The following is a 23,860-nucleotide window of genomic DNA, read 5'->3' as shown; positions in this document are numbered from 1 at the left end:
CTCAGCTGGCGGTAGCCAAGAGCAAATCCACCATCGTGCGGCTATGCCCACGGTGCTTGGCATGTTCATACAACGATCCGGCAATCTCGTCCGCGCGGATCGGCAGGATGGATAGCAGGGTATCGCTCAAGCCGTGACTCGCCTGGCAAAAACCCTGCATATAAATGCCGGCCTTGCAGCGCTCGTCAGTGATCACTTTGTAATTACGATCCACCTCGAAATCACCCAGGTACTGTTCAAGCGGCGCCAGCAGTTTGCGGTGCATCTGCCGCTCGTAACCGGTGGCCAGCACCACGGCGTCGTAGAGCCGAACCGTCACTTCCCCGGTGGCGTTGTTGCGCACTGCCAACTCGATGCCGCGCTCGGTCGCGGTGGCTTTTTCGATGGTGGTCAACGTGCGGAACGCATGGCGAGCGATGCCCGAGACTTTCTGGCGGTAGAAGATGCCGTAAATGCGTTCGATCAGGTCAATGTCCACCACCGAATAGTTGGTGTTGTGGTACTCGTTCACCAGGCGCTCACGCTCGGTGCTGGCTTGCTGGAACACCAGGTCGGTGAACTCGGGGGAAAATACTTCGTTGACGAAGGGGCTGTCGTCCGCAGGTTTTAGCGCCGAGCCACGCAGGATCATGTCCACCTGCACTGAAGGAAAGCTGTCGTTCAGGTCGATGAAGGCCTCGGCTGCACTCTGCCCACCGCCGATGATCGCGATGCTCATCGGCTGGTTGTTGACGCAAGGCAGGCTGGCCATCTGCGCCAGGTATTGCGAATGATGGAACACCCGGCTGTCGCCCTTGAGCGTCTTGAACGCCTCGGGAATGCGTGGGGTGCCGCCAGCGCTGACCACCACCGAACGGGTGGTACGCAAATGCTGCTGGCCTTGTGCGTCGCGGGAAATCACCCGCAGTGCCTCGACCTGCTGGTTGTGCAGCACCGGCTCGATGGTCAGTACCTCCTCGCCGTAGCGGCTCTGCGCGGCGAACTGCGCGGCGACCCAACGCAGGTAGTCGTTGTATTCCATGCGGCACGGGTAAAAAGTGCCGAGGTTGATGAAGTCCACCAGGCGCCCGTGGTGCTTGAGGTAATTGACGAACGAGTAGGGGCTGGTGGGGTTGCGCAGGGTCACCAGGTCCTTGAGGAAAGAGATCTGCAGCTCGCTCTGGGTGACCAGGGTGTTGCCATGCCAGCGGTAGTCGGCCTGTTTGTCGAGGAACAGCACATCCAGTTCACCCTGGGTCGGCCCGCGCTCTTGCAGGGCGATGGCCAGCGCCAGGTTCGAAGGGCCGAAACCGACGCCAATCAGGTCGTGAACGATGGGCGATGCAATTGCCTGTGTCATTTCCAGTGTCCTCTGGATGAACCCCTCAACAGCGGGGAGAAAAAGCTGAGTGACCTGAGCATCGGGTGCCAGGTCGTCTGTTGAGATGGACGAGGACAGTGAAACTTAATTTAACAACTTTGGATCAATGGCCATCCCACTGCCGCATCCGCACCCGGCAGTGTTTCATCGCGTTGACGATGTGTTTTTCCACCAGGGCTCGGGAAATGCCCAGGTGCTCGGCGATTTCCGGGTGGGACAGACCATCGATCTTGCGCAGCATAAAGCTCTCGCGGCACAGCCGAGGCAATTCGGCCAAGGCCCGCTGGAGCATTTCCAGACGCTGGCCGTGGTCGAGGCTGTTGTGCGGTGAGGGGGTGAAGTAGCGCTCCTCGTTATCGAGCACCTCCAGCGACTCGACCTGGCGCAGGGCATTGCGGCGGTGATCGTCGATCACCAGGTTGAGCGCGGTGCGATAAAGGAAAGCGCGGGGCTGCTCGATCGGCGTGGTGCTGGAGCGTTCAAGCACCCGCAGATAGGCGTCATGCACCACATCTTCGGCCACCTGACGGTTGCCTAGCTTGGCGTTCAGGAAACACACCAGCTCACGATAGTAGTTTTCCAACATGACTCCCAGCCGCACGAGTGCGGATTCAATCCTTGAGCCACCCTGTCGACCGCCGAAATGGGCAGTGGCAAGATAGTGGCAGAGCGAGGCGCGTAATTTATAGTAATTCTCATATAGATTTAAAGTATTGCTTGGTCTTGCCCGACAAATTGTCATGGTCTATATGTGTGCCCACATGTGTCCGCGCCTAAATTCGCCGCGGCTTTTCTCGTATTAAGGACAGCTCCCCGTCTCTGTCGGCCTGCCGGCAGCGTTCAACTATTGCCGGATATATTTCGGCTGAGCGAACGACGGGTCGATTTCCATTGGCCGGAACCCTGCATGAAACGTCCCCGACACACCCGACGCGCCCTGCTTGCAGCCCTGTGTCTGATCCCCGTTATCGCCGTCGCCGCCTGGCAGATGATCCCGCCCGGTCGGGACAAATTCGCCACCGTGCAGGTCAGCCGTGGCGACATCGAAAGCAGTGTCACCGCGCTGGGCACCCTGCAGCCGCGGCGCTATGTCGACGTCGGCGCCCAGGCTTCCGGGCAGATCCAGAAGATCCACGTGGAAGTCGGTGACATCGTCAAGGAAGGTCAGTTGCTGGTGGAAATTGATCCGTCGACGCAACAGGCCAAACTCGACGCAGGGCGCTTCTCGATTGAAAACCTCAGGGCGCAGCTCGCGGAACAGCGGGCCCAGCATGAGTTGGCGCGGCAGAAATTCCAGCGTCAGCTGCACCTCAAGGCTGGCGGCGCCACCCGCGAGGAAGACGTGCAAACCGCCCAGGCCGAACTGCACGCTACCCAGGCCCGGATCGATATGTTCCAGGCGCAGATTCGCCAAGCCCAGGCCAGTCTGCGCAGCGACCAGGCGGAACTCGGCTACACGCGGATCTACGCGCCCATGGCCGGCACTGTCGTTGCCCTCGATGCCCGGGAAGGTCAGACGCTTAACGCGCAACAGCAAACCCCGCTGATCCTGCGCATCGCCAAGTTGTCGCCGATGACGGTCTGGGCCGAGGTTTCGGAGGCCGATATCGGCCACGTCAAACCCGGCATGCAGGCCTGGTTCACCACCTTGAGCGGCGGCACCCGACGCTGGAGCAGCACCGTTCGGCAAATCCTCCCGGTGCCACCCAAGCCTCTGGACCAGACCAGCCAAGGCGGAGGCAGCCCGGCCAGTTCGAGCAAAAGCGGCAGCGCGCGAGTGGTGTTGTACACCGTATTGCTCGATGTCGATAACGCCGACAATGCCCTGATGGCAGAGATGACCACCCAGGTATTTTTCGTTTCCGACCAGGCCAGGAACGTCCTCACCGCCCCCATCGCCGCCCTGCAAGCCGGCCCCCAGACCGACCAGCAAACTGCCCAGGTAGTGGCCGAAAACGGCAGCCTGCAGCAACGACTGGTGCGCACGGGCATCAGCGATCGCCTGCGGGTGCAGATAATCGACGGCCTGGAGGAAGGCGATCACCTGCTCATCGGTCCGGCCGACGGGAGTGGCGGCTGAATGCTGACGCCCCTGATCGACCTGCAGGATATCCGCAAGTCCTATGGCGGCGGCGACGCCCCTGAAGTCCACGTATTGCGCGGGATCGACCTGTCGATCCACGCCGGCGAATTCGTCGCGATAGTCGGAGCTTCCGGTTCCGGCAAGTCGACCCTGATGAACATCCTCGGCTGCCTCGACCGCCCGACTTCGGGCGAGTACCGCTTCGCCGGGGAAAATGTCGCCGGCCTCGACAGCGACGAGCTGGCCTGGCTGCGCCGTGAAGCCTTCGGGTTCGTGTTTCAGGGTTATCACCTGATTCCGTCCGGCTCAGCCCAGGAAAACGTCGAGATGCCGGCGATCTACGCAGGCACGCCAGCCGCCGAGCGCCACGCCCGCGCCGCCGCCCTCCTCGACCGCCTGGGCCTGGCCTCACGCACCGGCAACCGTCCGCACCAGCTCTCCGGCGGCCAGCAACAACGGGTGTCAATCGCCCGCGCGCTGATGAACGGCGGTCATATCATCCTCGCCGACGAACCCACCGGCGCCCTCGACAGCCATAGCGGCGCCGAGGTCATGACCCTGCTCGACGAACTCGCCAGCCAGGGCCACGTGGTGATCCTGATCACCCACGACCGCGAAGTGGCGGCGCGGGCCAAACGCATTATTGAAATTCGCGACGGGCTGATCATCAGCGACAGCGCCCAGGACAATCCCCAGGTGCAGGCCTCGGCCAATCCCGGCGCACTGCAGGCGGTAGACTTGCGCAAGCGCCTGAGCGAGGGCGCCGAAGCCACTGGCGCCTGGAAAGGTGAACTGGTCGACGCAGTGCAAGCCGCGTGGCGGGTCATGTGGATCAACCGCTTTCGCACCGCCCTGACACTGCTGGGGATCATCATCGGCGTTGCGTCGGTGGTGGTGATGCTCGCCGTCGGCGAAGGCAGCAAGCGCCAGGTCATGGCGCAGATGGGCGCGTTCGGCTCCAACATCATTTACCTCAGCGGCTCCTCGCCCAACCCGCGAACGCCCCTGGGTATCGTGACCCTGGACGAGGTCAAGGCAGTCGGCAGCCTGCCGCAGGTGACGCGCATCATGCCGGTCAACGGCCAGGAAGCCGGGGTGCGTTTCGGCAATCTCGACCACCTGAGCTACGTCGGCGGCAACGACACCAACTTCCCGGCGATCTTCAACTGGCCCGTGGTCGAAGGCAGCTACTTCACCGAAGCGGACGAACAGAACGCCGCAGCGGTTGCGGTCATTGGCCACAAGGTGCGGCAGAAGCTGCTGAAGAATGTCGCCAACCCGATCGGCCAGTACATCCTCATTGAAAACGTGCCGTTCCAGGTGGTCGGCGTGCTCGCGGAAAAAGGCGCCAGCTCCGGCGATTCCGACAGCGACGACCGCATCGCCATTCCGTATTCCGCAGCGAGCGTACGCCTGTTCGGCACTCACAACCCGGAGTACATCGCCATCGCCGCCGCTGATGCACGCAAGGTCAAGGAAACGGAACAGGCGATCGAGCAACTGATGCTGCGCCTGCACAATGGCAAGAAAGATTTCGAACTGACCAACAACGCCGCCATGATCCAGGCCGAAGCGCGCACGCAGAACACCCTGTCGCTGATGCTTGGCTCGATCGCCGCGATCTCCCTGCTGGTGGGCGGGATCGGCGTGATGAACATCATGCTCATGACGGTGCGCGAGCGCACCCGCGAGATCGGCATCCGCATGGCCACCGGCGCTCGCCAGCGCGATATCCTGCGCCAGTTCCTGACCGAGGCGGTGATGCTCTCGGTGGTGGGCGGGCTCGCCGGTATCGCCCTGGCGCTGATCGTCGGCGGCGTGCTGATTATCAGTGAAGTGGCGGTCGCATTCTCCTTGATAGCGGTGCTCGGCGCGTTTGGCTGCGCCCTGGTCACCGGTGTTGTCTTCGGCTTCATGCCGGCCCGCAAAGCTGCCCGACTCGACCCGGTCACGGCCCTTACCAGTGAATGATCGATTTATGAAGCCGCCACTCAGCCTGTTGACTCTCTGCCTGTTGCTCAGCGCCTGCGGCAGTCCCGCCCAGCGTCCGGACAGTGGTCTGCAGCCACCTGCCACCTGGCAATCACCGCACATCGATGGCGCTGTCCGCAGCAATACGCAGTGGTGGTCGCAGTTCGGCAGCCCGCAGCTTGACCTGCTGGTCGAGCAAGCCCGAGTGGGCAGTTTCGACCTGGCAGCCGCGATGGCCCGAGTCCGCCAGGCCCAGGCCGAGACAGTGGTGGCCGGCGGTTCGCAGTTGCCGGAGGTCAAGGCTGGCCTGAATGCCAATCGCCAAAAATTGCTGCGCGGCAATGGCTACAGCCAACTGGACGCCGACAGCAGCAACAAGGCGGTGGACTACTTCGACGCCAATCTCAGTGCCAGCTATGAAATCGATTTCTGGGGCGGTCAGCGTGCGTCCCGCGACAGTGCGCAGTTCGCGCTGCAGGCCAGTCAATTCGATCAGTCCACGGTGGCGTTGACTCTGCAGAGCAGCGTCGCCAACGGCTATGCGCAAACCCTGTCGCTGCAGGAACAGCAGCGTATCGCCGAGTTGAACCTGGCCAACGCGCAGAGCGTGCTGAGCCTGGTGCAGACCCGCTATGACTCGGGTTCGGCAACGGCCCTGGAGCTGGCGCAGCAGAAGAGCCTCGTGGCGGCGCAGCAACGGCAGTTGCCATTGGTGCAGCAGCAGGCCCAGGAGGCGCAGATCAACCTCGCCGCCCTGCTCGGCCGGCCGGTGCAGCAGCTGTCGTTGGGCCAGGAGCGTTTTGCTCAGCTGGCATGGCCGACCATCGCCGCCGGCGTGCCCAGCGAATTGCTCAGCCGCCGCCCGGACATCGCCAGGGCCGAAGCGCAGCTGGCTGCCGCACAAGCTGATGTAAAGGTCGCTCGTGCGGCGATGTTGCCCAAAGTTACCCTGAGTGCCGACCTGGGCTCTGGCGCCGACCGTGCGGCGGATATCCTGCGCAGCCCGTTCTACAACCTCACCGCTGGATTGCTCGCCCCGGTGTTCAACAACGGACGCCTGGGCGCCGAACGTGACAAGGCCACAGCCCGCCAGGAAGAGCTGCTGGAGAATTATCGCGGGGCGATCATCAATGGTTTTGCCGACGTGGAAAAAGCCCTGAACAGCATTCGCGGTCTGGATCAGCAGCGTCAGTGGCAAGGGGAAGAACTGAACCAGGCGCAGACGGCGTTCAACATTGCGCAAAATCGCTATGAGGCCGGGGCCGAGGACTTACTGACGGTGCTGGAGACGCAGCGCACTTTGTATGCGGCGCAGGATCTGAATGTGCAGCTGCGGCTGGCGCGGTTGCAGGCAAGTATTGCGTTGTACAAGGCGTTGGGTGGGGGGTGGCAGGCTTTGTGATGTTGGGGTGTCTGCCAGGGCCCCATCGCGAGCAGGCTCACTCCTACACGACACTGCCCCTGTAGGAGTGAGCCTGCTCGCGATGAAATGCCCCTGTAGGAGTGAGCCTGCTCGCGATGAACGATCACTCGGTCTTCAAGCCTGTTTAGCCTTCAAATGCCGCGCATACCAGGGTCGTCGCGGCACCTTGCGAAACAGCTCAGCCAGCTTTTTCTCGTCATCGCCAAAGGTAATACGCAACGCCAGCTTCATGGTTTCTGGATCCAGCTCCACCGACTTGCCCGCCTGCAACCCCGGCGTGGTACTGCAACCATGAGTCCCCGGACCCAGCCACGGATCATCCACCTCAACCCAGCGCCCAGGCGCAAACCAGGCCACGCCATTGACCTCCAGACGACTCACCTGCCCCGGATGAAAACGCTCGTGGGCGCGGAACCAGTCCTCCAGGCGATCATCAATCCAGCCATGGAAATGCCAGAACACCGGGCTCACATGGGAGGAAAACGGGTCGCCAAGAAAATCGTTCTCCGCCGCAAACCAGCGCGCGGAAAAGTCTGCAGGGTCACGGGCAAACGGCACCGGCTGGCCATTGGACGGGTCGCGCGGCACCGAGGCCCAGCGCATGTGCAGCCAGTCATGCAGGCCCAGCTCGACCTCGGAACCGAACTGCCCCAGGGTCAGCTTCGACAGATAACGCGGGTCACGATAGCGCGACTCCCACACCTGGAAATTGCTGTGGTAGGTTTCGGCGGTCTTGATGTCGGCCACCCACTGCGAGTACTCGGCATCGTCGTCAGCCAGCCAGGTGGGCGGCAGCGACGTGCCATCGTGATTGTCGAAATACCGCGCGAAGCCGATTCGATCCCGCACCAGTTCCGGCTGTGGCAGCGGAAAATGCGGCCACGACGGCAGGTCCTGCATCGAGCGCGCCGTACCGAGCATATGCCGGTGCATGAAGAAAAAATCCACCCCCGAACCGTTGCGATCCTTGCGCGTGCCCCGGGCATCGCGCTCCCTGTCCCGCGGCCCAGGCTGCCAGCCGATACCGCGCAGGGCGTTGCGCTTGTCTTCAGAAAGGGTGTGCCACTTGTCCCGGGAAGCGTGCCACAGCTGGTGGAACAGCCGGTGCTCGGGGGAGATCAGCCACGCCAGCAGCTGCGGGTTGAGGCCGGTGCGCTCACGGGCTTCGGGAAACACTCGCTTGACCGCGATAAATCGGTTGTCCTGGGCAGTCATCATCAACGGGCGATTCAGGTTCAACACGCGGCCACTGAGGGTGCCGCTGCCGGCATTGCCGAAGCCCGCCCAGACTTCGTCCAGCGCCATGCTGAACTCGTAGTTCGGTGTGTCATGCAGCGCATCCAGCGCATCGGCGCCGATCAAGCGCCAGCTGAGTTCGGCGGGCTTGGCATCCGCCAGATCACCCAGCACCCGGTAACGCGGCGGTTCACTGGAGCGCAGGCGCTCGGCGGTGTCGAGGTAGCCGCTGAGACCGCGGCCTTTGTGGCCGATGTCGAGAAACACCTCCAGGCCGTCCCGGGGCAAACCTTCGATCCCGCCATCACGGCCCTCGAAGCGAATCTGCCAGACGCCTCGCAACGTGTTCGCCAGGTGCTGGCCGGCCACATCCGCCACGTCGAACGTCGCTTCGCCGGGGGTGATCGTCGGGTCCGGCCTTGTCCATTCGCGATGCCCATAAAAAGCCGCAGGCACGGCGGCACCGGTCAGCGCCAGGCCTGCCATGAACCATCGTCGAGAAATCGTCATTGCCCTACCTGTGTCAGCCATGAAGCAGGCTTTATCCAAGCTAGAACGTTTGTTGCCTTCAAGAATTTAAGAGCATCGCGGGCAAGCCTTGCTCCCACAGGGACCTGCATCTCGGCACGATCCCTGTGGGAGCAAGGCTTGCCCGCGATGGGGCCCGCACATTCAGCTAAATTCTCCCACCTGCCAATCGTTCTTCCCAGATAACCAAGGCCCCTGCGCCCGCACCGGGGCGGCGAACCTGACTGAGATGGCAATGACAAAACCACGTTCGAAAAAGGCACTCTACATCGGCCTGCCGCTGGCGTTGGCCATCAGCGCCGCAGCCGGCTTTGCGGCCTGGGATTATTGGTTCAAGGACAACCCCGGCTACCCGGTGAAAGTGATGAAGCAGGCCGATGAACTGCAGGAACGCATCCTCTCGTTCGACAGCCACGTCACCGTCCCACTCGACTTCGGCACCGCCGGCAACGAAGCCGACAAGGAGGGCAGCGGCCAGTTCGACCTGGTCAAGACCGGTCGCGGACGCCTGTCCGGAGCGGCCCTGACCATCTTCGGCTGGCCGGAAATCTGGAATGGCGAAAACGCCCCGCACCGGCCCACCGCAGGCTTTGTCGACGAAGCGCGATTCGAGCAGGAAACCCGCTTCAAGATCATCAGCACCCTGGTGCGCGACTTCCCCAACCAGGCCGCCATCGCCTACACCCCCGACGACTTCCGCCGTCTGCATGGCGAAGGCAAGTTCGCGATTTTCATCAGCATGCTCAACGCCTACCCGCTGGGCAACGACCTCAACGCCCTGGATAAATGGGCCGCGCGCGGCATGCGCATGTTCGGCTTCAGCTACGTGGGCAACAACGCCTGGGCCGACTCCTCACGACCGCTGCCGTTTTTCAACGACTCGCGCGACGCCCTCGGCGGCCTGTCGGAGCTTGGCCAGCAGGCCGTGCACAGGCTCAACGACCTCGGCGTAATCATCGACGTATCGCAGATGTCGACCAAGGCCCTGGAACAGGTCGCGCAACTGAGCCGTACGCCGATGGTTGCCTCGCACTCGGCGCCCCGGGCGCTGGTGGACATCCCGCGCAACCTCAGCGACGCCGAAATGCAGCTGATCAAGCAGAGCGGCGGCGTGGTGCAGATCGTCGGCTTCCCGACCTACATCCGCCCGCTCAGCCAGGCAACCCAGGACAAACTCAATGCCCTGCGTGCGCGCTTCGACCTGCAACCGTTGCAGGGGTTGGAGATGGCCTTGATGCCCGGCGATCCGATCATCACTGTCTGGTCGGAACAACGCTTCGGCGAGTACGCCAGCCAGCTCTATGCAATTGTCGATGAGGAACCCAAGGCCACCCTCAAGGATTACGGCGATGCCATCGACTACGCGGTAAAAAAAATCGGCATCGACCATGTCGGCATCAGCTCCGACTTCAACGACGGCGGTGGCCTCGATGGCTGGAAAGACGTCAGCGAAGCCCGCAACGTGACGGCCGAGTTGATCAGTCGCGGTTATAGCGAGGCCGATATCGCCAAGCTCTGGGGCGGCAATTTCCTGCGGGTCTGGGACCAGGTGCAGCAGTCGTCGAAACCGCTGGCGAACCACTGAATCCCACTTTGCAAAAGCGAACCTGAGCCATGACCAACCGTCGATCATTCCTCAAGCAGGCCGGCATAATCGCTGCCGGCCTGCCCCTGGGTGCCGCTGTAAACCTGCCGGCGCTGGCGACCAATCCGGCGCCGTTGCCGAAGGACAAATGGGCGCAGTTGCGTCAGCTGTTCAATCAGGATCCCGACTACCTGCACTTCGCCAACTTCCTGGTGACATCGCACCCAAGGCCAGTGCGTGAGGCCATCGAGAGGCATCGCGCCAACCTCGATCGCAACCCCGGTCGGGCGATGGACTGGGACTTGGGGGAAACCGAGAAGCGCGAACAGGAAGTGCGCGTGTGGGCGGCTCGCTACCTCAAGGCTACGCCTGAGCAAATCGCCCTCACCGGCAGCACCACCGAAGGCTTGTCGCTGATCTACGGCGGCATTCATGTACGGGCCGATCAGGAAATCCTCACCACCGAGCACGAGCACTACGCAACCAACTACGCGCTGGATTACCGCCAGCAGAAAGACGGCGTGAAAGTCCGCAAGCTCAAGTTGTTCGAGCACAGCCGCAAGGTCTCGGCGGATGAAATACTGGGCTCGATTGCCCAGGGCATTCGGCCCAACACCCGAGTGCTGGGCATGACCTGGGTGCAATCGGGTTCCGGGGTGAAACTGCCCATTGGCGAAATCGGCAAGCTGGTGCAAGAGCACAACCGCGACCGCGCGGACCAGGATCGCATTCTGTACGTGGTCGACGGCGTGCATGGTTTTGGCGTCGAAGACCTGGACTTTCCCGACATGCACTGCGACTTCTTCATCGCCGGCACCCACAAATGGATGTTCGGCCCGCGCGGCACCGGGATCATCTGCGCCCGCTCTGCGGAACTCAAGGACGTGACGCCGACCATCCCGACCTTCTCCGAAGCCACCGCGTTCTCAACCATCATGACCCCGGGCGGCTACCACAGCTTTGAACATCGCTGGGCGCTGGACGAGGCGTTCAAGCTGCATCTGGAACTGGGCAAGGCCGAAGTCCAGGCACGCATCCACGGGCTGAACACCTACGCAAAAAATCGCCTGCTGGAGCGCCCGCAGATCGAGCTGGTCACCCCCGCCAGCCCGCAGCTGTCGGCCGGTTTCACCTTCTTCCGAATCAAGGATCGCGACTGCGAAAAAGTCGCTGCACAGCTGATGGAAAACCGCGTGGTGTGCGACTCGGTGGACCGCGACGTCGGCCCGGTCATCCGCATCGCCCCTGGGTTGCTCAACAGCGAACACGAGATCGACCGGTTCATGGCCTTGCTGGGCAAACTCGCCTGATGCCTAACCCACAGGCTGTCCACATCCATTGGATTTGCCCTCCCTCCTGTAGGAGTGAGCCTGCTCGCGATAGCGGATCTCCTGTCACAGGAGATCCAACTGCCCAACCGCCATCGCGAGCAGGCTCGCTCCTACATTGGACCTCTTGAACCAGCAATCCCCCGTATTTTCCTTCGAGATGACTTATGAACCGAGACTTCCCCCTTGCGCCGTTGAAGGCACTCGCCCTCACCGCACTCATCGCCGCACTCTCCCCAACCACCACCCTGGCCGCCAGCCCACCGCAACCGGGCAAGGTGTTCAAGGACTGCCGCGACTGCCCGGAAATGGTCGTGCTACCCGCTGGCACCTTCACCATGGGCACACCGGAAGACGAAGTCGGCCGTGAACCCGATGAAGGGCCGATGCACGAGGTGACGTTCGCCAAGCCGTTCGCCATGAGCCGCTTCCAGGTCACCGCCGGCGAGTGGGACAGCTACGTGCGCGAAAGTGGCGTGACCATTGCCAATGGCGACACCCGCCCCGGGCGCGAATGCATCGCGAGCAAACCACGCTACTCCCAGAGTCCGCGCCAGCCAGCGGTGTGCATGAACTTCGATGACGTGAAGAACTACGTCGCCTGGCTGTCGAAAAAAACCGGGCAAAAATACCACATGGTCAGCGAGGCCCAACGCGAATACGCCGCACGTGGAGGCAGCAAAGGCCCCTTTCCTTTCCCGTTCGACGAGGGCAAGCAATACAGCATCGCCAAACATGCCAACACCTACGGCCCGGCCGACGGCTACAGCTACAGTTCGCCGGTCGGCAGCTATCCAGCGAACGCCTTTGGCATGTACGACATGCACGGCAATGTCTATGAATGGGTCGAAGACTGCGAACACCCCAACTACGTCGGCGCTCCTGCCGACGGCAGCGCGTGGGTCGAGGCCAATTGCGAAGCGGTGCGGATTCGCGGCAACGACTGGGGCGAAGCGCCGGTGTTCTCCCGCTCGGGCAATCGCAACAGCCAGTATCCGCAAGAGCGTGGTGACTGGATCGGGTTTCGCGTAGTGCGCGATCTCTAACCCCCACAAACCCGTAGGAGCCCGGCTAAATTAACCCCCGCACCAGACGTTCTACTGGGTATCTGCCTTTACACCCAAGGAACCGTCTTCCATGACCCAGCCTCCCCGTGGCGCCATCGGCGAGTTGTTCGCCCTGTTGAAACCCTTTCGGCTGATCGTCGCCGCGTCCATCTTCCTGGGCATGGTCGGCGGCCTGAGCGTCACGGTATTGCTGGCGACCATCAACAACGCCCTGCACTCCGAAACTGGCCTCACTCAAGGCGTGGTCGCGTTGTTCGCCGGCCTGTGCCTGCTGGCACTGGCCAGTTCGATCTGCTCGGACATCGGCACTAATTACGTCGGCCAGCACATCATCGCCACGCTGCGCAAACAGCTGGGTGAAAAGGTCCTCTCGGCCCCCATCGAGCAGATCGAGCGCTACCGCAGCCATCGCCTGATCCCGGTGCTGACCCACGACGTCGATACCATCAGCGACTTCGCCTTCGCCTTCGCGCCACTGGCCATCTCGCTCACGGTGACCCTGGGCTGCATGGGTTACCTGGCCATCCTGTCGTGGCCGATGTTCCTGATCATGGTCGCCGCGATCCTGATCGGCACGGCGATCCAGGCTTATGCCCAGAGCAAGGGCGTGCAGGGTTTCATGGCTGCCCGCGATGCCGAGGACGAACTGCAAAAACACTACAACGCGATCGCCGAAGGCGCCAAGGAACTGCGCATCAACCGCCCGCGCCGCCAGCGCATGTACGTCTCGGGCATCAAGGCCACCGCTGAATTCATCTGCAATACCCAAGTGCGTTCAATCAACACCTTCGTCATTGCCAAGACCTTCGGCTCGATGTTGTTCTTCGTGGTCATCGGCCTGGCGCTGGCGCTGCAAACTTTCTGGCCCAGTGCCGACAAGACTGTAATGAGCGGCTTTGTGCTGGTGCTGCTGTACATGAAAGGCCCGCTGGAACACCTGATCAGCACCTTGCCGATCGTCAGTCGCGCGCAAATTGCTTTCCGCCGCATCGCCGAGCTGTCCGAGCAATTTTCCACCCCCGAACCGCACTTGCTGTTGAGCGATCAGTGCCAGGTCAAACAGGCGGTGCACGAGCTGAAACTGGCCGATGTGCGCTTCGCCTTCCCGGCCGCCGAAGGAGCCGCGCCGTTCCAGCTCGGGCCGGTCAACCTGACGATCAAGCAAGGCGACATCACGTTCATCGTCGGCGAAAACGGTTGTGGCAAGACCACGCTGATCAAGTTGCTGCTGGGCCTGTACACCCCGCAACACGGCGAGATCCGCGTTAATGGCGAGGTCATCGACTCGCAGAATCGCGACGACTATCGCCAGCTGTTCACCACCATCTTTGCCGACTACTACCTGTTCGACGACGTGATCCAGGGCGACCAGCACATCCCCGAAGACGCCAACAAATACCTGCAACGCCTGGAGATCGCGCACAAGGTCAGCGTCAAGGATGGCAGTTTCACCACCACCGATCTGTCCACCGGCCAGCGCAAACGCCTGGCGCTGGTCAATGCCTGGCTCGAAGAGCGCCCGGTGCTGGTGTTCGACGAATGGGCCGCCGACCAGGACCCGACCTTCCGCCGAATCTTCTACACCGAGCTGCTGCCGGACCTCAAACGCCTGGGCAAGACCATCATCGTGATCTCCCACGACGACCGCTACTTCGACGTCGCCGATCAACTGGTGCGCATGGAAAGCGGCCGGGTGGTCACCGAGCTGGCAACCGCCTGACCAGGATCACCACCCTGTAGCAGCTGGCGAAGCCTGCGTGCGAGGGCGAAGCCGTCGCAAACCCATTCGATGCGGTGTGCCTGAAACTCCGCGTCGTGGCATCCAGCGAGCGCTTCGCCCTCGAACGCAGGCTTCGCCAGCTGCGACAAGGGCGTGGTGCCAGCGCATTTTCAGTGGCTGATTAGCCAATAAAAAGCAGTCATCCATTTATTTTCTCGATTTCTTTCCGGTTTTACCGCCGAGCCCCGTCTTAATAATCATTCTTATTAACAAAAAACTCTGCACAACACTTTTTCAGGAGCTCAGGTAAGTAATGCGACCTCTCACCCGCCGCACACCTCTCGCGCTGGCCGTACAGCGCCCGACTCTGCATCGCAGCCTGTTTACCAGCGTACTGCTGACCGCCACCTTGCTGGGGAGCTCGATGGCCAATGCTGCACCTGTAAAAGTAAGTATCCCGGTCCAGCCGCTGTCCAGCGCGCTGACCGAGTTGGGCATGCAGACCAACCTGCAAATCCTCTACAGCCCTGACCAGGTCGCCGGGATCAAATCCCGCGCGGTCTCCGGTTCGCTGGAACCGTCCCAGGCCCTGTCGGAACTGCTCAAGGGCACCGGCATCTCGTTCCAGATCAACGGCAACACCGTGACCCTGGTGTCCGGTGGCGGTTCGAGCCTGCAACTGGGCGCGACCACCATCTCCGGCCAGGCACTGGGTTTGACCACCGAAGACACCGGCTCCTACACCACTGGCGCCACGACTACCGCGACCAAGCTGCCATTGACCCTGCGCGAGACGCCGCAATCGGTGACCGTGGTGACTCGCCAGCAGATGGACGATCGGGGTGCGCAGAGCGTGGGCGACGTGCTGCGCAACACGCCCGGGGTGACTACGCAAAAGTACGACAGTGACCGTACCGAATTTTCCGCTCGCGGCTTTGCGATCACCAACTTTCAGTACGATGGCGTCAACCAGCCTTACGACGGTGTCTACGGCGAGAACCCGAACAACAGCGACGACTCGGCCAGCCTCGATCGGGTCGAAGTCATCAAGGGTGCCACTGGCCTGATGACCGGCGCGGGCGACCCGTCCGCCACCGTCAACCTGGTGCGCAAGAAGCCGACGAAGGACTTCAAGGCATCGGTCAGCGCCACTGCGGGCTCCTGGGATAACTATCGCACCGAAGGCGACATCTCGGGCTCGTTGAACGATTCCGGCACCGTGCGCGGCCGTTTCGTCGGCGCGCTGCAGGACAAAGACTCGTACATCGACCACTACAGCCAGAAGAAAGACCTGTACTACGGTGTGTTGGAAGCCGACCTGACCGACGACACCCTGCTGACCCTGGGTGTGGACAAGTCCAGCGCCACTCCGCGTGGCAGTTCCTGGACCGGTAACGCGCCCTACTTCACCGACGGCGGCCGCACCGATTTCTCTCGCAGTTTTAACCCCGGTGCAGACTGGAGCCGTCGCGATTTCGACAGCGTCACCTACTTCGCCTCGCTGGAACAGGCGCTGGCCAACGACTGGAAATTCAAGGCCAGCTTCGACCAGAAAACCACCGATCACGACACCCAGCTGGCCTCCGCCAGCGGTGGCTACGCCGACCGCGCCACGGGCGAAGGCAACTTCCTGTACTGGGGTCGCTGGGAAGGTCATCGCGTGCAGAACACCGCTGACGTGAGCGTTTCCGGTCCTTTTACCCTGGGCGGCCGCGAGCATGAACTGGTCGCCGGCTTCATGGCTGCCCACTCGCGCCAGACCGGGTCGACCTATGACACCAGCGCTTTTGAACTGGTACCCGGCAGCATCTACGACTGGAACGGCACCCTGCCGAAACAGGACTTTCCGAAAAACGGCAAGTACGAACGCACCCAAAGCCAGAACGGCCTGTACCTGGCCACCCGCCTGCGTCCGACCGACGACCTGTCGTTCATCCTCGGCAGCCGCCTGAGCACGTTCAAGTACAACGAAGATTATTCCTACTATCCGGGCGGCTCCCTGACCGACACCCATGCCAGCTACAAGGAGCATGGTGTGGTCACGCCTTACGCCGGTGTGGTCTACGACCTCAACGACACCTACTCGGTCTATGGCAGCTACACCAAGATCTACCAGCCGCAGATCAACAAGGACATCAACGGCTCGACCCTGGCACCGGTGGAAGGCGACAGCTACGAGACCGGCCTGAAGGCGGCTTACCTCGACGGCCAACTGAACGCCAGCCTGGCGTTCTTCCGCATCGAGCAAGACAACGTCGCGCAATCGGTCGGCACCGATCTGAACACCGGCGACGGCATTTTCGAAGCCACCGACGGCGCCACGACCAATGGCGTGGAACTGGAACTGGCGGGCGAACTGGCCCCCGACTGGAACATATCCGCCGGCTACACCTACGCCCGCACCCGCGACAAGGACCACCAACGCATCTACGGTTTCCCGCTGGCCACCAGTAAGCCGGAACACGTGATCCGCACGTTCACCACCTACCGTCTGCCCGGCGCGCTTAACCAGGTCACCGTCGGTGGTGGCATCAGTTGGCAGAGCGCGTTCTACGGCCAGAGCTACAGCCCGGACGTGGGCGGCGGCGAAGGCGGCGAAACCTCGCTCAAGCAAGGCGGCTACACCCTCGTCGACCTGATGACCCGCTACAACTACGACGATCACCTGAGCTTCACCGTCAATGCCAACAACGTGTTCGACAAGAAGTACCTGTCGGGGCTGGGCAACTTCGGCACCACGTTCTACGGCGAACCCCGCAACCTGCAGCTGACCGCGAAGTATGATTTCTGAGCGATGAGCTGAAATGAAAAATGCCCGCTTCGAAAGATGCGGGCATTTTTTTGGACGATGGTTGTGAGGCAAGATCACCTGCGCAATTACCAACAATGCGTTGCGCGAGCTGCCTTCCAGATGATCTACCAGATCGGTAGCCATTACATTGGCCGACGCTAGCGAGTCATAGGCATAAGCCAGCAAAGTTTCAGTATCGAATTCGAGGTTGACGCTGAACAGCGTGCAGATTTTGCGCGGGGTGGCTTTTATGTCGGCGATCGAGGGTGGGTGGTCGGCGGTGTTGTGGGGATGATTGGACTCGCAATTTTCAGCGACTGACGACTGCCAATAAAAGCGGAACAACCCCTCTCGCTCAACGCTTGAATGCTGTTGGATGCCCTCCTTCTTCAAACCCGAAAAAAATCCTACAGATCCAATCCTCCTCCATCTCGGACGCTTCCTACACGTCAATCAGAAGCATCCTATCTCAACCTTGGGCAGTTTGTTGAAAGCTGTCGCGCACCTGAATGCCGGTGGAAAACCAAGCCTTCCGGTAGGCCCCTCCACTGTGAAGGGCGCCTAAGCCAACTCATCGTGCTGAACAATCAGAGAAGAACGTCGCCTGGTTCGATTTTGGTTGCCGCGATCCCAAAAACTCAAGGACTGATATGAACGACGCCCTGCACCGTACGGACACACTCAACCCTTTCAAAGACTTTATTTGCGGCAAACAGATAGATTACTGGGTGGAATTCCAATTACTGGACGAACAGGGCGAGCCTGTCGCGAACATGCCCTATCGGGCGATTAATGAGGCCACCCGCACCGGATATGTGCCTGAATACGCTGGCCAGAGCGATGTTCAGGGCGTCATCCGCCTCGACGGCCTGCACCCGCTACCCATCACTCTCAAGATCGAGGCCGGTCCTCTGCTCGAGCAGATGCAGACACGCCGCCTGCGTGCCGAACGGCCCGAGCCATCCCGGCCAGGTCTGGGAAATCGCACTCCGCTGTATGGACCACAGCGTTCGGGATTTTCGCCAATCGAGGAACAGGCGCTTGCGGTTGGTCACAGCTACCACTATTTGCGTATTGGTCAGCTATGCGATCAAGAACCTACTTTAGATCTGCCCTTGGCTGATCCGAAGCAGCTTCCGGCCTTTCATTTTCCGGACCTGTCATTCGGCGGTTTTACCCTGGGCGATGATCAACTGGATCGTCGTCATGTGCTGGAGATCTGCCCATTTCGTGCCTGGTCGCTGACGTTGCACCACCAGGCTAAATACAGCCTCGCCAATGCTTACAACCTGGGGCTGATGAGTATTCTGGCTTACAGCAATCGGCCAGAAAACGAACTGGGTTCGGCCAAGGAACTGTTCCAGCAGCAGTGCCTGGACTTGTCGCGCACTCCTCGAGTTTGGGACAACGGCCAGGCGTGGCCTTGTTTGGTCAGCGATGTTCCCTTCAACGATCGCTATACGAAGGTCGAGTCCTTGGACACCGGCAAGGCAGACCAGCCGCAAGGTAACACCCAGCTGATTTACGCAATCAGTGGCTCTCAGGTGTTGGTGGCTTGGCGCGGTACAGAGATGGATGGTTTGGCTGACTTGAGCACGGATTTGACTTTTCGCCCGGTGAAACCGCAGGTCGCGGCCAATTGCGAACCCAAAGTGCCCTGTGCGGACCTGACTCCGGAGGGCAGTGTGCATTTGGGTTTTCGCGATGCGTTTGATACAGCCAGGAGGATATTTGGCACGGATCTAGGCGGCACGATTTCTGTACATTCCCGAGATAAAGAGCTTTTTATCTGCGGCCACAGTCTGGGTGGTGCCCTCGGATTGGTTCATGCCGCCTCACTGAAAGAGCGTAATCCCCTGCTTTATACCTACGGCATGCCACGCACGTTTACCCTCAAGGCCGTTCAGTCCTTGAGCGAACTATGGCATTTCCGCCATGTCAACGACACCGACCTCGTCCCCCGTGTGCCACCCGAAGCGGCACTGGACAATCATTTTTACGACGTCTACGGCTCAATCGGTACGGTAGTGGGTTTCAGTTGGTCTTCTGGCCGGGCACTGGCAAGTACGCTGTTCAAACACGGTGATCCGTTCAGCCATCACGGTGAACTCGCGATGTTTCTCAAGGCCGAGCAGCACCGGGGACAGCAAATCACTCCGTATCCTGCTTATGGCAAACCAGACGGTGCGCCCTATCGCAGCAACATCACGGTGAGCTTGCAGGAAAAGGCCAAGCTGTATCTGGTCCCCAGTCTGAGCGAGGCCGAAGACAATCACGCAGAGCAGGCTCAGAAACGATTGATCACGTCCTTGAGCGCCGACAGTCTTGCCCGATTTTTTCCGAGCCACGGTCACCCGGATATAAATCGCATACTGAGTATTGGCGATCACCTTATGTCGCAGTACCAACCTTATATCCACAATCAATTACTGGAGTCGATCAACCCAGAGCGCAATCCGTTGCTAGAACGCCAGGTACAACGGAACAAGTTCAAGCAGCAGATGAAGGACAACTACGCAACCATTCCTGCGGATGAATACGAGCGTAACAGCGTATTCCTGGAATTACAGAAGCTGGTTGACCAAGCGTTAACGGTAACGCAACTGGCCGAGGGCGGTTCAGAAGCGCTACAGCGCTTCGATGCCATCGCTGAACCGCTAGCCTATTACGAGAAAACCTACAGTTAAGCCTATGAACGCGACAAAGGACAAACCGATGCGCCACCGGACGCTCGTCGTTGTATTCACACTGTTTTTATGCCTCAGCGGTTGCAGTCAGGATTACAGCCTCGCGCCGCCAGCGGACAGCGAAAAAATCACCGTGACAGTGAAACTTCCCCAGGAACTGAAAACCGAAACCATGTGGGTAATGTATCGCTCTGCTACTTGCAAAAGTATCAGCCATGGAGCCAGCGGCCAACGCGTTGAGCAGGACGGTCGTCATTCCGTTTACAAGGAATTTCAGCGTCAGGGACAGAGTGATCTTTATCAAGTCGAGCTACCCAAAGATGGCGGCGGCGCATGCAAATGGCATCTGGCCAATGTGACTTTTGGCGTAGTGCATGTCGATCCGGCTCAATTTGGCGAGAACGTAACCAATGGAGGGGGCGGCGGCGTGGTCGTGATATTCGACCATAACAACTCACCACGAGGCGGAGCGGATATCAAGGTTGATGGAGATCTGACAATCAAGAAAGACTACTACCCTTGGATTGATGAGGAGTTTCTAGGACCGTACAAAAAAACTGTCCGCTTGGCAGGCGAGCGCAATACTTATCTCAAGTATCAGGCATTGGATGCGCAGCAAGTATATTTCGAACCTGTCTTGCATTCCGAGTACGTGATCTATTCGATCGGCCCGAAGGTAAAGAAAAACGGCAACTACACCGCTTTCACCTATCCCGACGGCACCACCGTGGCCGATGGAAAATGGCACCCTAACTTCTTGAGGCTCCAAACAATCCGCACCGGACGCGCCGCCGATTGCTTCTCACGTCGGGTTACGCCAACTGCCCAGACCGCCGCCCACAACTATTACCCGATTGGCTGCCCGAGCCCGAAAAACCGGGATTTGGACGCTAGCCCATGAACGCGACAAAGGACAAACCGAAGCGCCACCGGACGCCCGTCGTTTTATTCACACTGTTTTTCTGCCTCAGCGGTTGCAGTCAGGATTACAGCCTGGCGCCGCCAGCGGACAGCGAAAAAATAACCGTGACAGTGAAGCTTCCCCAGGAACTGAAAACCGAAACCATGTGGGTAATGTATCGCTCTGCTACTTGTAAAAGCATCAGCCATGGAGCCAGTGGCCAACGCGTTGAGCAGGACGGTCGTCATTCCGTTTACAAGGAATTTCAGCGTCAGGGACAGAGTGATCTTTATCAAGTCGAGCTACCCAAAGATGGCGGCGGCGCATGCAAATGGCATCTGGCCAATGTGACTTTTGGCGTAGTGCATGTCGATCCGGCTCAATTTGGCGAGAACGTAACCAATGGAGGGGGCGGCGGCGTGGTCGTGATATTCGACCATAACAACTCACCACGAGGCGGAGCGGATATCAAGGTTGATGGAGATCTGACAATTAAGAAGGATTATTATCCTTGGATAAAAGAGGCTTTTCTAGGTGGCTACAGTAAACGTATCAGCCTCACAGGCGAAGGCGGTATATATCTTAAATATCGGGCATTGAATGCTCAGCACGTATATTTCGAGCCCACCTTACATTCGCACTTTACGATTTACTCCGAACAACCGAAGCAGAAAAAAGAGGGCAACTACACCGCTTTCACCTATCCCGACGGCACCACCGTGGCCGATGGAAAATGGCACCCTAACTTCTTGAGGCTCCAAACTATCCGCACCGGACGCGCCGCCGATTGCTTCTCACTTCGGCGTTACGCCAACTGCCCAGACCGCCGCCCACAACTATTACCCGATTGGCTGCCCGAGCCAGGAAAACCGGGATTTGGACGCTACGTGATTGCGGACGAGTGGGGCACTGAATTGCCGTCGTACTCCTATCGACTGGTCGGCGCAGACGATCAGGTATTTCAAGACTTGAGCGAACCCAACGGGCGCACGAAGCTGTTGCCGGAAAGCGCGCATCCATTGCGCAAAGCCGAGTTCCCCAAGCGGGTATGGTGATGTCCATAGCTCAAAAATTGTATGGAGATAAGGTTTAGCGAAAACATCATTATTTGCTGCTCAGCTAAACAAGGAGCTAAATGCCCGCTTCGGAGAGAGGGCATTATGTTTTTGAGATGTTTTAAAGCCAGGATCAATAGACTTTAAATCCGCCAGCAGCTACTCAGAACATCCAAGCTGATCCAACGCCCGATTCACCGCCAACTCCCCCAACATGATCACCTGCGCAATCCCCAACAACGCGTTGCGCGAGCCGTCCTCCAGATGATCTACCAGATCGGTAGCCATGACATTGGCCGACGCCAGCGACTCGCAGGCATAGGCGAGCAAGGTTTCAATATCGAGTTCGGGGTGGACGGTGAACAGCGTGCAGATTTTGCGCGGGGTGGCTTTTATGTCGGCGATCGAGGGTGGGTGGTCGGCGGCTGACGTCGGATCAGTGTCGGGCGGGTTGGGCGTTACCTTGAACATAGATGGAACTCCTAATGCGAATACAAAAAGGAGCCATCACCCTCGCTACCAAACGAAGGGTGGCGGCCATACGCGGGTTGGTAGACCGGTCGCATTAGGAACCCGGCGCCCCCGAAGGAGCCCTGCGCATGGCCACCATATACGTAGTCCGGGAAATCGACTGCGTAAGGTGACGCTATGCGCCTAAAACGAAACGGGCTACCAAACCCGATCGCTGTTTTCCAGCGACCACACAACGATAGAGCCCGCATCCAAGGCGCACAAGCCGGCGGATTCTGGCGTACCTGTAGGCAACGACGCAAGGCGTTGTAGCTTGCAGGAAGTAATCATGGACACGATTAAACACGCAGCATCAATCGCTGTTTAAAGAACAAAGCTCTACTGGGTTAAATCTCAAGACATGCGCAATTTTGCTGCCGTCATCGCGGGCAAGCCTGGCTCCCACAGAGAGCTCAGTGTCGGGTACATAATCAAGGCTCGCACAGCACCTGACGGCAGGCCCCAACCAGCCCGAACACAAAAAATCCGATACTCCCCCTGTGGGAGCAAGGCTTGCCCGCGATGACAATAGTCGCCGCACCACACAAACTTGCCCTGAATACCGCAATCCCGTTTTAGCTATCACGAGTGCAACTCACAATCTCCCACGCACCCACCCCGCCACTTCCGCGTGAATCCCTTGCACCTCACTCAACAACCCGCCCATGCGCATGAAGTCATGGGTCATCCCCGGTTGTTCCAGCAGCGTCACTGCATTGCCCGCCTCCCGTAGCCGTTCGGCGTATGCCAGCCCTTCGTCGTGCAACGGGTCATACCCGGCGAGGTACACCAGGGCCGGTGCCAGGCCTGTCAGGTTTTGCGCCAGCAACGGCGAGCAGCGCCAGTCGGTGAGGTCGGCGGGGGTGCGGCTGTAGTGGCTGTAGAACCAGTCGAGCGTTGCGGTTTCGAGGAGGTAGCCTTCGGCGAAATCGCGGTGCGAGGGGCGTTGGGTGGTGGCGTCGGTGACCGGGTAGACCAGCACTTGGGCCTTGGGTTTGAGCTGTAGTTCTGCGGGGTCTTGGATGGCGATGATTGCGAGGACGGTGGCCAGGGTTGCGCCGACGCTGTCGCCGGCCAACGCTGCGCGGGTGGCGTCCAGGCCCCTTGCGGCGCCCTCCCGGACCAGCCAGTTGGCAGCGTCGCAGGCGTCTTGGACCGGGGTTGGGAATTGCCATTCCGGTGCCAGGCGGTAATCGACTGTCAGGAGGGCGAAGCCGCCTTGGGCGGTGAGGCGGCGGCACAGGGCGTCGTGGGAGTCGAGGCTGCCGACTACGTAGCCGCCGCCGTGGAAGTAGAGGATGACCGGTTGCAAGCCTTCCACCGGGTTGGCGTCGCGGTACAGGCGGGCTGGGAGGTTGTGGCCATCTCTGGCGGGGATGGTCAGGTTTTCGCAGGCGATGTGGGTCAGCGGGGTGTCGAGGAAGCTTGAGGAGGCTTCGAAGTCGCTGCGCGCTTGTGCCGGGGTCAAGTGGTGCATGGGGCGGCTTTTGCCGGTGAGACGGCCGAATTCGGCGAGTTCGAGGAAGGCTTCGAGTTCGGGTAGGACGGGCATGGGGGAATCCTTTGAATTTTGTGTGGCTGGGATGCCGGGTCGTCGAAACATTGAAGAGGGCGA

16 protein-coding genes and 1 pseudogene are annotated in these 23,860 nt (G+C 60.4%); 11 read left to right on the top strand and 6 right to left on the bottom strand.

Features of this window, described 5'->3' with window-relative positions; genetic code table 11:
- Nucleotide 1: 1 nt before the first annotated feature.
- Both ORL50_RS19820 and ORL50_RS19815 read right to left on the bottom strand, forming a co-directional pair.
- Nucleotides 2-1,339 carry a lysine N(6)-hydroxylase/L-ornithine N(5)-oxygenase family protein gene (locus ORL50_RS19820; RefSeq protein WP_266017439.1) on the bottom strand — a complete coding sequence of 446 codons (1,338 nt, stop codon included), beginning with the start codon at nucleotides 1,337-1,339 and terminating at the stop codon, nucleotides 2-4.
- Nucleotides 1,340-1,463: 124 nt separating this feature from the next.
- A complete protein-coding gene (locus ORL50_RS19815) occupies nucleotides 1,464-1,946 on the bottom strand; it encodes a sigma-70 family RNA polymerase sigma factor (RefSeq protein WP_314533800.1) in 483 nt (160 codons plus the stop codon).
- A gap of 321 nt (nucleotides 1,947-2,267) precedes the next feature.
- Here ORL50_RS19815 and ORL50_RS19810 point away from each other — a divergent pair, with 321 nt between their 5' ends.
- Genes ORL50_RS19810 through ORL50_RS19800 form a run of 3 tightly spaced genes read left to right on the top strand, consistent with a single transcriptional unit; the run spans nucleotide 2,268 to nucleotide 6,816 of the window.
- Nucleotides 2,268-3,440 (top strand): efflux RND transporter periplasmic adaptor subunit, encoded by a 1,173-nt coding sequence (locus ORL50_RS19810; RefSeq protein ID WP_266017437.1) that lies wholly within the window; start codon nucleotides 2,268-2,270, stop codon nucleotides 3,438-3,440.
- Nucleotides 3,441-5,414 carry a MacB family efflux pump subunit gene (locus ORL50_RS19805; RefSeq protein ID WP_266017435.1) on the top strand — a complete coding sequence of 658 codons (1,974 nt, stop codon included), beginning with the start codon at nucleotides 3,441-3,443 and terminating at the stop codon, nucleotides 5,412-5,414.
- Between the two features lie 7 nt (nucleotides 5,415-5,421).
- Nucleotides 5,422-6,816, top strand: coding sequence for an efflux transporter outer membrane subunit (locus tag ORL50_RS19800; RefSeq protein WP_266017433.1), 1,395 nt, complete (start codon nucleotides 5,422-5,424; stop codon nucleotides 6,814-6,816).
- Between the two features lie 135 nt (nucleotides 6,817-6,951).
- Here ORL50_RS19800 and pvdP read toward each other — a convergent pair whose 3' ends face one another.
- Nucleotides 6,952-8,583: a pyoverdine maturation tyrosinase PvdP gene (gene pvdP / locus ORL50_RS19795; protein WP_266017431.1), complete on the bottom strand. Its 1,632-nt coding sequence runs from the start codon at nucleotides 8,581-8,583 to the stop codon at nucleotides 6,952-6,954.
- Nucleotides 8,584-8,836: 253 nt separating this feature from the next.
- Here pvdP and pvdM point away from each other — a divergent pair, with 253 nt between their 5' ends.
- The 5 genes from pvdM (at nucleotide 8,837) to ORL50_RS19770 (ending at nucleotide 17,092) form a co-directional block, all read left to right on the top strand.
- Nucleotides 8,837-10,186, top strand: a complete 1,350-nt coding sequence (gene pvdM / locus ORL50_RS19790) for a pyoverdine-tailoring dipeptidase-like protein PvdM (RefSeq protein ID WP_266017429.1) — start codon at nucleotides 8,837-8,839, stop codon at nucleotides 10,184-10,186.
- 29 nt (nucleotides 10,187-10,215) lie between these two features.
- Nucleotides 10,216-11,496: a pyoverdine-tailoring periplasmic protein PvdN gene (pvdN, locus tag ORL50_RS19785; protein WP_266017427.1), complete on the top strand. Its 1,281-nt coding sequence runs from the start codon at nucleotides 10,216-10,218 to the stop codon at nucleotides 11,494-11,496.
- A gap of 185 nt (nucleotides 11,497-11,681) precedes the next feature.
- Nucleotides 11,682-12,560: a dihydropyoverdine dehydrogenase gene (gene pvdO / locus ORL50_RS19780; RefSeq protein WP_266017425.1), complete on the top strand. Its 879-nt coding sequence runs from the start codon at nucleotides 11,682-11,684 to the stop codon at nucleotides 12,558-12,560.
- A 91-nt stretch (nucleotides 12,561-12,651) separates the two neighbouring features.
- Nucleotides 12,652-14,301 carry a cyclic peptide export ABC transporter gene (locus ORL50_RS19775; RefSeq protein ID WP_266017423.1) on the top strand — a complete coding sequence of 550 codons (1,650 nt, stop codon included), beginning with the start codon at nucleotides 12,652-12,654 and terminating at the stop codon, nucleotides 14,299-14,301.
- Nucleotides 14,302-14,614: 313 nt separating this feature from the next.
- Entirely contained in the window at nucleotides 14,615-17,092 is a 2,478-nt protein-coding gene (locus ORL50_RS19770; RefSeq protein ID WP_266017422.1) for a TonB-dependent siderophore receptor, read from the top strand.
- An 84-nt stretch (nucleotides 17,093-17,176) separates the two neighbouring features.
- Here the strand turns inward: ORL50_RS19770 and ORL50_RS19765 are convergent.
- Nucleotides 17,177-17,437 (bottom strand): annotated as a pseudogene (locus ORL50_RS19765) (DUF6124 family protein); the annotation flags it as partial.
- A gap of 305 nt (nucleotides 17,438-17,742) precedes the next feature.
- Here ORL50_RS19765 and ORL50_RS19760 point away from each other — a divergent pair.
- From ORL50_RS19760 to ORL50_RS19750, 3 genes are read left to right on the top strand one after another with little or no spacing between them, the layout of a single operon-like run.
- Nucleotides 17,743-19,779 (top strand): lipase family protein, encoded by a 2,037-nt coding sequence (locus tag ORL50_RS19760; protein ID WP_266017420.1) that lies wholly within the window; start codon nucleotides 17,743-17,745, stop codon nucleotides 19,777-19,779.
- Between the two features lie 4 nt (nucleotides 19,780-19,783).
- Nucleotides 19,784-20,680 (top strand): hypothetical protein, encoded by an 897-nt coding sequence (locus tag ORL50_RS19755; RefSeq protein WP_266017418.1) that lies wholly within the window; start codon nucleotides 19,784-19,786, stop codon nucleotides 20,678-20,680.
- On the top strand, nucleotides 20,677-21,735 hold the full coding sequence (locus ORL50_RS19750; protein ID WP_266017417.1) for a hypothetical protein: 1,059 nt from the start codon (nucleotides 20,677-20,679) through the stop codon (nucleotides 21,733-21,735). Before ORL50_RS19755 ends, ORL50_RS19750 begins: the two co-directional genes overlap by 4 nt.
- Nucleotides 21,736-21,894: 159 nt before the next feature.
- Here ORL50_RS19750 and ORL50_RS19745 read toward each other — a convergent pair whose 3' ends face one another.
- A complete protein-coding gene (locus tag ORL50_RS19745) occupies nucleotides 21,895-22,206 on the bottom strand; it encodes a DUF6124 family protein (RefSeq protein WP_266017415.1) in 312 nt (103 codons plus the stop codon).
- Nucleotides 22,207-22,840: 634 nt separating this feature from the next.
- Nucleotides 22,841-23,797 (bottom strand): alpha/beta hydrolase, encoded by a 957-nt coding sequence (locus ORL50_RS19740; protein ID WP_266017414.1) that lies wholly within the window; start codon nucleotides 23,795-23,797, stop codon nucleotides 22,841-22,843.
- Nucleotides 23,798-23,860: the final 63 nt, after the last annotated feature.

Origin of the sequence: Pseudomonas sp. RIT-562 (assembly GCF_026241895.1) — a bacterium.
In the GTDB taxonomy this organism is placed as follows: domain Bacteria; phylum Pseudomonadota; class Gammaproteobacteria; order Pseudomonadales; family Pseudomonadaceae; genus Aquipseudomonas; species Aquipseudomonas mandelii_F.
This window is presented reverse-complemented; position numbering and strand designations above follow the sequence as displayed.

Coding starts and splice junctions, on each gene's coding strand:
- ORL50_RS19755 (WP_266017418.1), top strand. CDS start 19,784: ATGAACGCGACAAAGGACAAACCGATGCGCCACCGGACGCTCGTCGTT.
- ORL50_RS19775 (WP_266017423.1), top strand. CDS start 12,652: ATGACCCAGCCTCCCCGTGGCGCCATCGGCGAGTTGTTCGCCCTGTTG.
- ORL50_RS19820 (WP_266017439.1), bottom strand. CDS start 1,339: ATGACACAGGCAATTGCATCGCCCATCGTTCACGACCTGATTGGCGTC.
- pvdO (WP_266017425.1), top strand. CDS start 11,682: ATGAACCGAGACTTCCCCCTTGCGCCGTTGAAGGCACTCGCCCTCACC.
- ORL50_RS19810 (WP_266017437.1), top strand. CDS start 2,268: ATGAAACGTCCCCGACACACCCGACGCGCCCTGCTTGCAGCCCTGTGT.
- ORL50_RS19750 (WP_266017417.1), top strand. CDS start 20,677: ATGAACGCGACAAAGGACAAACCGAAGCGCCACCGGACGCCCGTCGTT.
- pvdP (WP_266017431.1), bottom strand. CDS start 8,583: ATGACGATTTCTCGACGATGGTTCATGGCAGGCCTGGCGCTGACCGGT.
- pvdN (WP_266017427.1), top strand. CDS start 10,216: ATGACCAACCGTCGATCATTCCTCAAGCAGGCCGGCATAATCGCTGCC.
- ORL50_RS19745 (WP_266017415.1), bottom strand. CDS start 22,206: ATGTTCAAGGTAACGCCCAACCCGCCCGACACTGATCCGACGTCAGCC.
- ORL50_RS19740 (WP_266017414.1), bottom strand. CDS start 23,797: ATGCCCGTCCTACCCGAACTCGAAGCCTTCCTCGAACTCGCCGAATTC.
- ORL50_RS19815 (WP_314533800.1), bottom strand. CDS start 1,946: ATGTTGGAAAACTACTATCGTGAGCTGGTGTGTTTCCTGAACGCCAAG.
- ORL50_RS19805 (WP_266017435.1), top strand. CDS start 3,441: ATGCTGACGCCCCTGATCGACCTGCAGGATATCCGCAAGTCCTATGGC.
- ORL50_RS19760 (WP_266017420.1), top strand. CDS start 17,743: ATGAACGACGCCCTGCACCGTACGGACACACTCAACCCTTTCAAAGAC.
- ORL50_RS19800 (WP_266017433.1), top strand. CDS start 5,422: ATGAAGCCGCCACTCAGCCTGTTGACTCTCTGCCTGTTGCTCAGCGCC.
- pvdM (WP_266017429.1), top strand. CDS start 8,837: ATGACAAAACCACGTTCGAAAAAGGCACTCTACATCGGCCTGCCGCTG.
- ORL50_RS19770 (WP_266017422.1), top strand. CDS start 14,615: ATGCGACCTCTCACCCGCCGCACACCTCTCGCGCTGGCCGTACAGCGC.